This window comes from Streptomyces sp. NPDC091377 (assembly GCF_044757045.1).
In the GTDB taxonomy this organism is placed as follows: domain Bacteria; phylum Actinomycetota; class Actinomycetes; order Streptomycetales; family Streptomycetaceae; genus Streptomyces.
This window is the reverse complement of sequence record NZ_JBIVUE010000002.1, coordinates 251,298-264,978: the sequence shown is the minus strand read 5'-3', so window position 1 is coordinate 264,978 and position 13,681 is coordinate 251,298. Positions and strand designations below refer to the sequence as shown.

General features: G+C 75.4%; 4 protein-coding genes. All 4 read right to left on the bottom strand.

Going from position 1 to position 13,681, the window contains the following annotated elements:
• Window positions 1–23 precede the first annotated feature (23 nt).
• The 4 genes from ACIQNG_RS05300 to ACIQNG_RS05285 all read right to left on the bottom strand — a co-directional run bounded on the left by ACIQNG_RS05300 (window position 24) and on the right by ACIQNG_RS05285 (window position 13,503).
• The gene (locus tag ACIQNG_RS05300) at window positions 24–794 is read right to left on the bottom strand and encodes an AraC family transcriptional regulator (protein ID WP_401482687.1); all 771 of its coding nucleotides are present in this window, start codon (window positions 792–794) and stop codon (window positions 24–26) included.
• A 109-nt stretch (window positions 795–903) separates the two neighbouring features.
• A complete protein-coding gene (locus ACIQNG_RS05295) occupies window positions 904–6,702 on the bottom strand; it encodes an amino acid adenylation domain-containing protein (protein ID WP_401482686.1) in 5,799 nt (1,932 codons plus the stop codon).
• Complete coding sequence (locus tag ACIQNG_RS05290; protein ID WP_401482685.1) at window positions 6,702–10,001, bottom strand: amino acid adenylation domain-containing protein; 3,300 nt, start codon at window positions 9,999–10,001, stop codon at window positions 6,702–6,704. Before ACIQNG_RS05290 ends, ACIQNG_RS05295 begins: the two co-directional genes overlap by 1 nt.
• A 172-nt stretch (window positions 10,002–10,173) precedes the next feature.
• Window positions 10,174–13,503: an AMP-binding protein gene (locus ACIQNG_RS05285; protein ID WP_401482684.1), complete on the bottom strand. Its 3,330-nt coding sequence runs from the start codon at window positions 13,501–13,503 to the stop codon at window positions 10,174–10,176.
• Window positions 13,504–13,681 lie beyond the last annotated feature (178 nt).

The window sequence follows — 13,681 nt, the reverse complement described above, 5'->3', positions numbered from 1 at the left end:
TCACGCGGGCCGGGGCGGCGGGGTCACTGGGGCCGGAAGCGGCCGGGCGTCGTCCCCGTGGTGCGTCGGAAGGCGGCCCCGAAGGCACTCGCCGAGCGGAAGCCGACCGCGTCGGCCACCTCCTCGACCTCGACGCCGCGGGAGAGCAGTCGGACGGCGTGCTGGGCGCGGACCGAGGCGACCCAGCGGGCGAACGTCGTCCCCGTCTCCGCGCGGAACGCCCGGGCGAGGGTACGGGTGCTGCACCCGAGGGCGGTGGCCCAGCCGGTCAGCGTCCGCTGGTGGGAGGGGTCGGCCCGGACCGCGTCCACGATCGGCCGCAGCAGGGCGGAGGTGGGCAGCTGCACCAGCAGCGCCCGGGGCGAGGGCCGCAGGACGTCGAGGACCATCGCCTCCGTCACGGACCGGGAGCGCGGGCCCAGGTCCGGTTCCTCCAGCCGCTCCAGCAGCAGCCGCAGCAAGGGGGTGATCTCCACCGCCACCGGTTCGTCGGGCAGCGCCGACGTGGTGCCGTGCCGGAAGAAGTGGGCGCGGTACGCGGTCCCCGCGACGGCGGAGGCGGAGTGGAGCCGGCCCGCCGGCATCCACAGGCCCAGCGTCGGCGTGATGCACCACACCTGGGACCCGACCACGGCCGTGGAGGCGCCGCGCTCGTTCCAGAGCAGTTCGTGCCAGGGGTGGGCGTGTTCGTTCCAGGCGGTGTCGTCGGTGACGACCTCCTCGTACCCCTTGATCACGAAGGGCACGTCCACCTCGCCGGCGGCGAGCGTCGGCAGCTCCCTGGTGACACCCATGCGCTTCAGGGTAATCGCGCCCCCGTCCCGGGCGGGTCCGCGCCGCCGACGGCGAGGACGGGGTGCTCTCCCCCGCCGCCGACGCGTACCCGTACTCAGCGCCCCTCGTTCAGCCCGTCCCGCCCCCGCCCCGTGCCCGCTCGGTGCGTTCGGAGGTCAGCGTGGCCAGGCCGACCAGGTCGTCGGCCTGCGCGTCGGGCACCTCCTGGTCGAAGCGGGCGAGCCTGCGCACCCGTAGCGAGACCAGGCCCAGCAGCAGGATCGCGGCACCCAGCAGGACGTACAGCAGCCCGATCCCCCGGCCGGGTCCGGTGCCGAGCACGGCGCCCACCGTGTCGGCGAGGGCGCCGCCGGGGGCCATCAGCGGCCCCAGCAGGCCGGTGCCGAGCGGGGCGATCACCAGGAAGCCGACCGGCAGGGTGGACCAGGCGACCAGCTGGTTGAGGGCCATGACGCGGCCGTGGAACCGCTGCGCCACCTTCACCTGGACGATCGTCAGATAGATGCCGTTGAGCAGGGACAGCGAGGCGGACATCCCGAACACCCCGGCGCCGACCACCAGCAGGTCGGGCCGCAGCCCGGTCAGGGCGCAGAACAGGGCGAGGACGGGGACGACCAGGAGCATGCCCCGCATCCGGCGGCGCCGGGGCCCGCCCCACAGGCCCATCACCAGCCCGCCCACGACGGCGCCCAGTCCGCCGGCGAGGGAGACCGAGGCCACCGAGGCGAGTGAGGAGAAGCCGAGGACCAGGGGCGAGATCATCTGGAAGAGCACCGGCAGGAACAGATTGAGCACCGCGAAGAAGATCAGCATGGCCCGGAAGCCGCGCTCCGCGACGACCAGCCGGAACCCGGCGACGATCTCCCGGCGCAGGGTCTCGCGCCGGGTGGCGGGCAGGGTGCGGGGGAACCTGACGGCCAGCAGTACGGTCGCGGCCACCGCGTAGCTGATCACGTCCAGGAGCAGGACGCCGCCGATCCCGATCGCGGCGAGCAGTCCGACGGCGGCCAGCGGGGCCACGACCTGGGCGATGCCGCCGGAGATCTGCACGACTCCGTTGGCGTGCCCGAGGTAGCGCTTGGGGACGAGTTGCGGAATGGCCGACTGGAAGGCGAGGCGCTGTCCGGTCAGGGAGACGGACAGCACGGCCATCAACGCGCCCACGTGCCAGGGGTGCAGGGCGTCGAAAAGGTGCAGCAGGGCGAGGGCGGCCTCCGTCGAGCCGGAGACCAGGGTGGTGACGAGCATGACCCGGCGGCGGTCGACACGGTCCACGAGGCTGCCGAGGACGGGCGCGGCGAGCAGACCGGGCACGATGCCGAGGACGGCGAACAGGCCGAACCAGGCGACCGATCCGGTGGTGAGGTAGATCCACAGCGGCAGCGCGAACTCGGTGAGCGCCGACCCGGTCTGGGAGACCGTCTGGGAGGCGGCGACGGCGACGAAGCGGCGGGTGTCGCGCCGGGTGCGGGCCCGCCCCTCGGGGTCGGCGGCGGTGCTCTGCGCCCGGTCGGTGGCGGTGCTCTGCGCCGGGTCGGTGGCGGCGGGTGCGCGATGGGTTCCGTCCAGCCACCAGGTGGCGCCGGCCGGGCGTCCCCGCCGGGTCAGCCCGTCCGGCCGGCCCTCGTGGACGGCGGGGTGGACGGTGGTGACGATCTCGGCGAGTTCGGCGGCCCGGTGCTTGAGGAAGTAGTGGCCGCCCTCGTCGAGCACGGCCACCGCGGTGGTGGGCCCGACGAACCCCCACTCGCGGAACCGTTCGCGGTGGAACTCGGTGCCGGGGTCCGCCGAGCCGACGACGGAGACCACGGGGCCGGTGAGCCCGGTGGGCGGCCCGGCGAGCCGCTCGGTGAAGTACGCCTCGGCGGCCCGGGAGTCCTCGCGGACATTGCGGACGATGGTGGTCAACTGGTCGGGTTCGAGCCCTTCCAGGTCGGCGCCCATCGACCGGAGCCAGTTGAGGTGGAGCCGCCCGCTGCGCCGCCGGTCGAGGACGGAGACGCGGGAGACCAGGCCGAGCAGCCCCTCGGTGGGGCGGGCGAAGGGGAAGATGCCGCCGAGGTAGACGGCGGCGGGCTCGCGTCCGGCGGCGGCCAGCAGCCGGGCCGTCTCGACGGCGAGCGCGGCACCGACCCCGCAGTGCCCGTAGACGGCGACGGGTCCGGGCACGGACTCCAGCACCTCGTCGGCGCAGCGGCGGGCCACCTCCTCCAGCGGGAGGGACTCCTCCGACATGCCGAGGTCGTGTCCGGGTACGGCGACGGCGTGCAGGGCCACCTGGTCCGGCAGGGCGTCGGCGAGCGGCTGGTAGACGACGGCGCTGCCGCCGCCGTAGGGGAGACAGACCAGGGAGAGGGTCACCTGGTCCTGCGGCCGGGGCGGGGTGAGCCGGTGCAGCAGCCGGCGTGGGCCGCGTTCCTGTCCGGTGCGGTCGGCGAGGGCGGCGACGGCCGCGACCGTGCGGTGCTGGAAGACATCCATGAGGGTGATGCCGGCCTCGGGGCCGAGCAGCCGGCGCAGGGCGGCGACCATCCGGATGGCGAGCAGCGAGTGGCCGCCGAGGTCGAAGAAGTCGTCGTGCGCGCCGACGCGTTCGAGTCCGAGCAGTTCGGCCCACACGGCGGCGACGGTCCGTTCGGCGTCGGTGCGTGGCTCGACATGGACGGCGCCGTCGTCGGGGCCGGGCCGCCCGGGATCCGGCAGGGCGCGGCGGTCGGTCTTGCCGTGGGCCTGGCGGGGCAGTTCGGGCAGCACGACGAAACGGGAGGGGACGAGGTAGTCGGGGAGGTGTTCGGCGAGCAGGCGCCGCAGTTCGGCGGCGGGCGGGGGCGGGGTGTCGGGGTCGGCGGGGACGAGGTAGCCGACGAGGGTCAGTTCGCCCGCGGGGCCGCGCGCGGCGGCCACGGCCTGTCCGACGCCGGGCAGCCGGGCGAGATGGGTCTCCACCTCGCCCAGCTCGACCCGGTAGCCGCGGATCTTGACCTGGTCGTCGCCGCGGCCGAGGAACTCGATCGTGCCGTCGGGTCGGTGGCGGGCCAGGTCACCGGTGCGGTACATGCGCGGTCTCTGTGCGTGCGGTGAGGTCGGTGGGTGGCCCGGCGTCGGCCGGGGGGCGAACGGGTCGGGGCGGAAGCGGGCCGTCGTGAGGTCGGGCAGGTTGAGGTAGCCGCGGGCCAGTCGGTCGCCGCCGATCCACAGGTCGCCGACCGTGCCGGGCGGCACCGGGGCGCCGTGGGGGTCGAGGACGTAGGCGCGGGCGCCGGGCAGCGGCCGGCCGATGGGGGTGGTGGGGCCGTCGGCGGGGCGGGCGGGGTCGATCAGGTGGGTGGTGGCGCCGACGGTGGCCTCGGTGGGCCCGTAGTGGTTGACGACCCGGCAGCCGGTACGGGCTCCCGCCTGGGCCAGGGACCGGCTCCACTCCCAGCCGGACGCTTCGCCGCCGAGGATCAGCAGCCGCCGGGGCAGCAGTGCGGCGGGGTCGTCGACCTCGGCGGTGAGGGCGGCGAGATGGGAGGGGGTGAGCTTGACGCAGTCGATCCGGTGCCGGGCGAGGTGGGCGGCGAGTTCGGGGCCGGGGGTGCGGGGCGGCAGCAGGTGCAGGGTGCCGCCGGTGGTCAGCGAGAGGTAGAGGGTGGTCAGGCCGAAGTCGAAGGCGAGCGACTGGAGGAGGAGATGGCGGGCGCCGTCGGGCAGTCCGGCCTCGCCGAACCGCCGCCGCACCCCGTCGAGATAGGTGAGGACCTGCCGGTGCTGCACGGCGACGCCCTTGGGGGTGCCGGTCGACCCGGAGGTGTAGATGACGTAGGCCAGGTCGTCCGGTCCGGCGCCGCCCTCCGGGTCCGGCGGGGTGTCGGGTGCGGCGGCGAGCGGGTCCGCCGGGTCGTCCAGCAGGAGTACGGGGGTGTCTTCGGCGCCGCTCAGCAGGGCGCGGTGGGCGGCGGTGGTGACCAGGGCGACCGGGGCGCTGTCGGTCAGCATGTGCGCGAGGCGGCGGCGGGGCTGCTCGGGGTCGAGCGGGACGTACGCGGCCCCGGACTTGAGGACGGCGAGGAGGGCGACGGCCTGCTCGATGCCCTGGTCGAGGCAGACGCCGACCAGGGTGTCGGGGCGGGCGCCCGCGTCGCGCAGCACATGGGCGAGCCGGTTGGCGCGCCGGTCGAGCGCGGCGTAGGTGAGGGTGTGTCCGTCGTGGACGAGGGCGGTGGTGTCCGGGGTGCGGGCGGCCTGGGCGGTGACGGCGTCGGCGAGGGTGGGCGCGCAGGGGGTGGCGGTGCCGGTGTCGTTCCATTCCGTCAGGACGCGGTGGCGCTCGTCCGGGCCGAGCAGATCCAGGGTGGCCACGGGGGTGCGGGGGTCGGCGACGGCCCCGGCGAGGACGCGCTGCCAGTGTTCCGCGAGCCGGGTGACGGTCCCCGCGTCCCAGAGGTCGGTGCGGTAGGTGAGGAAGGCGTCGAGTCCGTCGTCGGTCTCGGTGCAGTACAGGCCGAGGTCGAGATGGACGCCGGTGCCGTGGAAGGGGAAGGTGCGCCACTCCAGGTCGCGGGGCGTGAACCGCTGGGCGCGGTGGTTCTGGAGCGCGAAGGACACCTGGAACAGGGGCGGCCTGCCGACATCGCGCGGGAGGTCCAGGGCCTCCACGAGGCGTTCGAAGGGGGTGTCCTGGTGCTGCTGGGCGTCGAGGGTGGCGGCCCGGACGCGGGTGAGGACGGTGCGGAAGTCGGGGGACGCGGGCGGCGCGTCACGGTCTTCGGCATCCGCGTCGGGTGCGGTGGCGCCCAGGTCGGCCCGGAGCGGGAGCAGGGTGCTGAAGAGGCCGATCAGGCTTTCGGTCGTCTCGTCGGTACGGCCCGCGAAGGGGGTGCCGACCGCGAAGTCCCGCTGCCCGGACCAGCGTCCGAGCACCACCTGGAAGGCGGCGAGGAGGGTCATGTAGAGGGTGGCGCCGTGGGCCCGGGCCAGCGCGCGGGCGCCGGCGTGGGTCGCCGGGTCGAGACGGAAGGTGTGGGTGGCGCCGCCGGGGCCGGGCAGCGCGGGCCGGGGCCGGTCGGTGGGCAGGTCGAGCGGCGGTACGCCGGCCATCGCCGCACACCAGTGCCGCAGGCCCTCGCGGGCGGCCGGGAGTTCCTGGCGCTCGCGCTGCCAGTGGGCGACATCGGCGTAGGTGACGGACAGCGGGGCGTGGGCGGGCGGGGCGCCGGTCACCAGGTCCTGGTGTCCGGCGAGGAGTTCGTCCAGCAGCAGGGACGCGGACCAGCCGTCGCCGGTGAGGTGGTGCTGGCAGACGGTGAGGACATAGTCGTCGTCGGCGAGACGCAGCAGCAGCGCGCGGACCAGGGGCCCTTCGGCGAGGTCGAAGGGCCGTGCCACCTCGGTCTCGACCTCGGCGCGGGCGGCGGCTTCCCGCTCCGGCGCGGGCAGCCCGGTCAGGTCGCGGGTGCGCCAGGGCACGGTGAAGGTGTCCGCGGGGGCGATCCGCAGCAGCGGGCTTCCGTCGTCGGCCGCGGGGAAGGACGAGCGGAGCGTGTCGTGGCGTACGGCGATCAGCCGCAGCGACTCGGCGAGCGCGTCGGCGTCGAGCGCGCCCCGCAGCCGTCCGGCGATGGGCAGCACGTAGGCGGCGGTGCCGGGGGTGAGTTGCTCCACGAACCAGAGGCGTTCCTGGGCGAGGGAGAGGGGTGCGGGGGTGCCGGGCGGCCGGGGCGGTACGGCGGGGGTGCGGCGGCCCGCGGCGGTGGGTCGGTCGCGGAGCCGGGCGGCGAGCAGGGCCTTCTGCTCGGGGGTGAGAGTGCGGCGGGCGGGGCGGGGCGGGCCGGCGGAGCCGACAGGTCCGGCGGGGCGCGGGATCGGAGGTGGGCTCGGGGCGGGGGTCGGTGGGACGGGAGTGCCCGGCTGGTCCAAGGAGGTCATCAGCGCGCCTCTCCCAGCAGTTCGAGGGTGACGGCGTCGGCGACGGCGGCGACGGTGGGGGCGTCGTAGAAGACGTGCAGCGGTACCTCGACGCCGAGGCGGTCGCGGATACGGGCGGCGACCTGGGTGATGGTCAGGGAGTGGGCGCCGAGGTCGAAGAGGTCGTCGTCCGGGCCGAGGGAGGTGAGTCCGAGGACTTCGCGCCAAATGGCGGCGACCTCGGTGGTGACCTCGTCCCACGGGTCGTCTTCGGAGGCGGGTGCGGATGCGGGTGCGGGTGCGGGTGCGGGTGCGGTGCCGTCCGGTGCGGTCGCGGGGTCCGGGGGCAGCGGGTCTCGGTCCCGGTCCCGGTTCCCGTCGCGGTTCCGGTCCCGGTCCCGGTCTCGGTCGCGATCTCCGTCTCGGTCGGGTTCGGGCAGGGCTCGTCGGTCGGTCTTGCCGTTGGGGGTGAGCGGGAGCGCGGGCAGCGGGTGGAGGGCTCCCGGGAGCATCACGGCGGGCAGCGTGAGGGCGAGGAAGGCCCGCAGTTCGGAGAGGGTGGGGGCGGGGGCGTTCGGCCGCCAGACCGGGTAGACGGTGAGGAGTTGCCCGCCCGGGGCGTCGGGGGTACCGCGTACCGCGACGGCGGCGTCGGCCACGGACGGATGCTCCTGGACACGGGCCTCGATCTCCCCCGGCTCGATCCGGTGGCCCCGCAGTTTCACCTGGTCGTCCAGGCGGCCCAGGCAGTCCAGGGCGCCGTCGGGGCGGACCCGGGCGAGGTCGCCGGTGCGGTAGAGGCGCAGGCCGGTCGCGGGGTCGGTGACGAACCGTTCGGCGGTCAGGGCGGGGCGGTCGCGGTAGCCGCGGGCCAGTCCGGCGCCGCCCAGGGCGAGTTCGCCGACGACTCCGTGGGGCGCGGGGCGTCCGGAGTGGTCCAGGACGAGGGCGGTGGTTCCGGCGATCGGGCGGCCGATGGTGATCTCCCCCGGCGCCGGGGGCACTTCGGCGGCGGTGGACCAGATGGTGGTCTCGGTGGGGCCGTAGACGTTCCAGAGCCGTCCGACCCGTTCGCGCAGGGCGCGGGCGAGCGGCAGCGGCAGTGCCTCGCCGCCGGTGAGGGCGGTGAGGCCGGGGGCGTCGAGCCCCGCGTCGAGCATCAGGCGCCAGCCGGACGGGGTGGCCTGGAGATGGGTGACGTCGTGCCGCGCGACCAGGCCGGTGAGGGCCCGGCCGTCGCGCACCTGTCTCTCGTCGGCGAGGATCACCCGGCCGCCGGTGACGAGGGGCAGAAGGAGTTCGAGCGCGGAGATGTCGAAGGACAGGGAGGTGACGGCGAGCCAGACATCGCCCGGACGGGAGTCCAGCGAAGTGCGGAAGGCGAGCAGCAGATGGGCCAGGGCGCCATGGGGCACCTCGACGCCCTTGGGGCGGCCGGTGGAGCCGGAGGTGTAGATGAGGTAGGCGAGGTCGGAGGGGGTGACAGGGGTGACAGGGGTGACAGGGGTGACGGGGGCGGCGGGGACCGAGGGGTCCGTGGGGGTGTCTGTGGGGGTGTCTGTGGGGGTGTCTGTGGGGGTGTCTGTGGGGGTGTTCGGCAGGGTGTCCGTGAGGGTGTCCGTCGGGTCCGCGAAGAGGGTGTCGATCAGGACCGTGCGGACGCCGGAGGCGATCCGGTCGGCGGTGCGGCGCTGTACCAGCGCCACGGGTGCGCCGGAGTCGGCGAGGACGAACGCCACCCGGTCCGGCGGGTATCCGGGGTCGACGGGCAGGTAGGTGCCTCCGGCGAGGGTGACGGCGAGCACGGCGGCCACGGTCTCGGGCGACCGTTCGGCGCAGACCGCGACCACGGTGCCCGGCCGGGTGCCGGCGGCGATCAGTGTGTCGGCCAAGGTGCGCGCGGCGCGGGCCAGTGCGCCGTAGGTGACGGTCCGGTCCCCGGCGGTGAGGGCGGGGCGGTCGTGGTGCGCGGCGAAGGCGGCGGTGAGCAGGGCGGGCAGGGTGGCGCCCGCGGCGTCGGGGTGCGCGGCGGGCCCGGTGAGCGGGGCGAGTTCGGCGTCGGCGAGGAGGGGCAGATCGGCCAGCGCGGTGCCGGGGGCGGCGGCGACCGCGGCGAGCAGCCGCCGCAGGTGGGCGCCGATCCGTTCGGCGCGGGAGGCCGGCAGCCGGTCGGTGCGGTGGATCAGGAAGACGCTGAGGCGGTCGGGGCCGTCGAGCAGATGCACCCGCAGGGCGCCGCGCGCGATCCCGGGGAACACGAACCAGTCGGTGGTGGTGGTGAGGCCGTGGAAGGTGACGAGGGCCATCCGGCGCCGGTAGGTGAGGGAGACCGGGGCGAGGGTGACCCCGGGCCGTATGCCTCGCACGGCACGGGCCAGCGGGATCCGGCGGTGCGGGTAGCCGGCCCGGAGTTCGGTCCGGACGGTGTGCGCGAAGGTCCCGAAGGGGGTGTCGGGGCGGGGGGCGCTGACGACGGGCAGTTCGTTGACGTGCATCCCGATCCGGCCCTCGTCCTGGGGGCCGCGGGTGCCGAGGTCGACGGCGACGGCGGGGCGCTCGTTGCCGTACCGCAGCAGCAGGGTGTGCACGGCGGTGAGGAGGAGTTCGAAGGTGGTGATGCCGAGTTTCCCGGCGGTGACGGCGAGGTCGGCGCGGAGCCCGGGGTCGAGGTCGAAGGCGACGACCGCGCCCGGTCCGGTGCCGGGGCCCGAGGGGCCGTCGGGGTCGGCGGTGAGGCCGGGGAGGTGGACCGTGGGGGCGGGCAGGTCCCGCGCGGCCCAGTGCTGGGCCGCCGCTGCCAGGTCTTCGGGCCCGTACGCGGTGGTGAGGGCCGGGTCCGTGAGCGGTTCGGGGGCGGGGCCGTGGCCGGTGCGGTGGGCGTAGCAGCCGGCCAGATCGGTCAGCAGGACGTCGGTGGAGGTCCCGTCGTGGATGATGTGGTGGAGGACCGCGAGGAGTGTGGCCCTGGTGGCGCCGGTGCGCAGCAGGGTGAACCGGGCCGGGGGGCCGGCGGTCAGGTCGAAGGGCGCGGCGCTCTCCTCGGCGGTCACGGCGGTGCGTGACGCGGGCGCGATGTCGCGCACGACGAGTGAGGGGGCCGGGCCGGGGACGAGGACGGGGCTGCCCTCGTCCTCCTGGACGGTGAGGGACAGCGCGGGATGCCGGGCCGTCACGTCGGCGACGGCGGCGGCCAACGCCGGTGCGTCGAGCGCGCCTTCGAGGTGTACGGCGAGTGCGATGTGGTGGACGGATCCGAGCGGGGCGAGCCGCTCGTTGATCCAGATGCCCTGCTGGGCGGGGCTTGCGGGGATGCTGGTCACGGGGGTGGATTCCTCGGTCGGTAGAGCGGGCGGGAAAGGGGGTGAAAAGGGCGCGGGGTGCCGTCCGGACGGGGCGGCGGTGCCCAGGGGTCCGGTCACTCGTGTCAGGGGTGGGTGACGGAGTCGCGGTCGGGGGTGGGACCTGCGGACGGGAGTGCGGGCGGTACGGGGGTCAGGCGCCCGCGGCGGTGAGCGCGGTGGTGAAGCCGTCGGCGAGGGCGCTGATGTCGCTCTTCTCGAAGGCCAGCGCGTTGAACTGGATCCAGCAGTCCAGCGAGCCGTCGGGCTGTTCCACGACGGTGAGTTCGGGTACGCCCAGGTCACCGCCGGGCAGCGGCCAGGGGACGGTGGTCCCGCGGGGCAGCGTCCACGGCTCGCAGCGCAGGCCGGGCAGATGGGCGTCGGCGGCCCACTTCTCGTACCGCAGCCAGGCAGGGAAGGCGATCCGGTACGGGTTGAACTCGGCGTACGGGTACATCTGGTGGTCCAGCGCGGCGGTGGCGGCGAGCCGGACCCGGTCGGCCAGTTCGGCGAAGCCGGGGCCGCCGGAGCAGTCGACGCGCACCAGCAGGGACTGCACCAGACAGCCCACGGTCCGCTGGGCCTCGGGCCGGGTCCGGCCGGGTACGGGGGTCATCAGCACCAGGTCGCTGCCGCCGGAGCGGGCGCAGAGGAGTCCGCTCCACAGGGCGGCGACGGCCATGAACGGCGTGACGCCGAGGTCCCGGGCCCGCTCGCGCAACCGGCCGGCGGGTCCGGCGGCGACGGTGAAGGGGTGGGCCACCGTGTGGACCCGGTCGACGGCGCGGCGGCCGGGGAACGGGTCGAGGGCGGAGGGGGCGCCGTCCAGCGCGGTGGCGAAGTGACGGCGTCCGGCCTCCCATTGCTCCGCCGCCCAGCGCGTCAGGTCCGCGTAGGGCAGGGCGTGGGCGGGCAGGCGGGGGGTCCGGCCGCGGCGCAGGGCGTCGTAGGCGAGGCCGAGTTCGTGCAGGAGGACGCCGATGGACCAGCCGTCGGCGACCATGTGGTGGACGGCGAGGAGGACGACATGGTCCTCGGGGCCACGGGTGACGACCAGCAGCCGGGTGAGCGGGTCCGCGCCCAGGTCGGTGAGCCGGTCGCGTTCGGCGGTCAGCAGCGCGTCGGTCTCGTCGTCGGTGGCGCCGGGGGTCTCGCGCAGGGTGAGGCGGACGTGGGGTTCCGTGTCCAGGACGGTACGGACCAGTCCGGGCACCTCACCGGGGACGGGGACGAACCGGGTGCGCAGGGCGGGGTGGCGGACGGCGAGTGCGGTGACCGCCCGGCCGAGGGCCTCGGCGTCGAGCCGGTCGGTGACCCGGAAGAGCGCGGTGACCGCGCCGGCGTCGCGCCCGGGTGCCCCGGCCATCCAGTCCAGGAAGTTCTCCTGCTGGCTGGTGAGGGGGACGTCATGGGGCTGGGCGCGCAGGGCGCGTAGGTACGGGGAGAGGGCGGGTGGTTCGCCGGGGGTGGGGGCGGGTCGGGCGGTCGCCGGGGGCTCGGTGCCGGGCGTGGTGGACCGCTGGTCGATCCAGGCGGCCTGGGCGCGCAGCGAGGGGCGGCCGAAGACGAGGGCGGCGTTCGCGTCGACGCCGAACCGGTCGCCGAGGGCCGCGGCGAGCCGCACCGCGCGGAAGGAGTCGCCGCCCAGTGCGAAGAACTCCTCCTCGACATGGCGCACCCGGCGCCCCAGCACCTCGTGCCAAAGGGTGGCGAGGGTCTGTTCGGTGGCGGAGGTGATGGGCGGGGGTGGCGTGGCGGGGTCGGTGTCCGCTGTCGGGGCGGGGGCGGAGGCGGAGGCGGGGTCGGAGGCGGGGTCGGTGCCGGGGGTTGGGCCGATACGGCGGTCCGGGTCGGGGTCGGGGTCGGGGTCCGGATCGGGCCCCGGGTCCGGGTCGGGGTCGGGGTCCGGATCGGGGTCCGGATCGGGCGCGGTGAAGAGCGGGCTCAGTCGGCGCTTGACGACCTTTCCGCTCGCGTTGCGGGGCAGGTCGGCGGCGAGCAGGATCCGTACTGGCAGTTCGACGCGGCTCAGCCGCTCGGCGAGGAAGAGCCGCAGGTCGTCCAGGTCGAGCCCGTCCGGGGCGGGCACCACGACGGCGGCCGGGACCGTGCCCATCACGGGGTGCGGGACGCCGAGGACGGCGGCGTCGGCGACCTGGGGGTGCGCGTGCAGGACCTCTTCGACGCGCAGGGTGGAGACCTTGAGGGCACCGGACTTGATGACCTCGCTCTCGCGGTCCACGAGATGCAGGTATCCGGCGTCGTCCAGCCGTCCCAGGTCGCCCATCCGCACCCAGCCGTCGCGGAAGACGGCGTCGGAGGCGGCACGGTCACCGGCGTAGCTGCGCGGCGGGCCGGGCTGGCGCAGCCAGACCTCGCCGGTCTCCCCCGGCGCCACGGGTGTCCCGTCGGGGCCGAGGAGGCGCAGGTCCCGGGGGTCGGTGGGGCGTCCGACCGACCCGGGGCGGGCGAGGTCGACGATGGTGGAGAGCTGGGCGGGGGACGCCTCCGCCGAGGTGTAGGCGTTGACGACGGTGGCCTTGGGCAGGGCGTCGGTCAGGGCGAGGGCGACGGGGGCGGGCAGCGCGGCGGCCGAGGAGGAGAGCAGCAGCACACTGGAGAGGTCATGGCGTTCGGCGGCCCGGGAGTTGAGGAGTTCGATCGCCATGGAGGGGACGACGAAGACGGTGCCGATCCGCAGTTCCGCCACCGCCCGGCCGAACTCCTCGGCGTCGAACCGGGGCAGGACGACGGTCGTGGGAGCGCCGGTCAGAGCGCCGATGACCATCATCTGGGCCGCGTTGGTGCCGAGGGGGAAGGCATGCAGGGCGTGCTGTGAGTGGGCGTAGGGGCGGTGGCGCGGGTGGCGGCGCAGGCCGGCCGTCAGACTGGCGTGGGAGGCGACGACCCCCTTGGACGTTCCGGTGGTACCGGAGGTGCCGACGATCTGGGCGGTGTCGGTGGGGGCGGGCCGGTACGGGGGTGAGGGGCTGGCTTCGGTGCCGACGGCCGTGGTCGCCCCGGCCGACTCGACCTCGGTGAGACGGTGGTCGGCCGTCGCCGACGGTCCGCTCAGCGGCGGGAGTCGGGTGCCGCGCAGGACGGCGGTGGCACCGCAGAGCGCGGCGATCCGGGCGGCCTCCGGTGCGGTGAGGTCGGCGCGGAGCACGAGGGCGGCGGCCCCGGTGTAGTGGGCGGCCAGGAAGGCGACGGCGTACGCGTCCCACTCCTCGTTGTCGAAGCGCAGGGCGAGCAGGTCACCGGGGCGCACGCCCGCCGCGGCGAGTCCATGGGCGGCGCGGACGGCTCGTGAACGCCAGGCGCCGTAGGTGAGGGTGCCGCCGCCGCGTACCTGGAGGGCGACGCGGTCGGGCTGCTCGGCGGCCCTCGCGTCGAGCAGCTCGGGAACGGTCGGCACAGCGGGCGGTGCGTTGATGGTGCCCTCCAAGTTCGTTGGCCTGTACGGGAGTTGACCGGACATGCGATGACACAGGAGTCGGTCGTGGGGCATGGCGCGCGAAGTCCGCCCTTGGGTATGGTCTGGACCACTCGGCGGGGCACGGCGAAGAATAGCGCGCGACTGTCGCACTTGTGTCGCAATGATGGAGAGTTCATGGACATCGGTGGGGATCGGCCGCACGGGCCGACCCCCCGAGGCC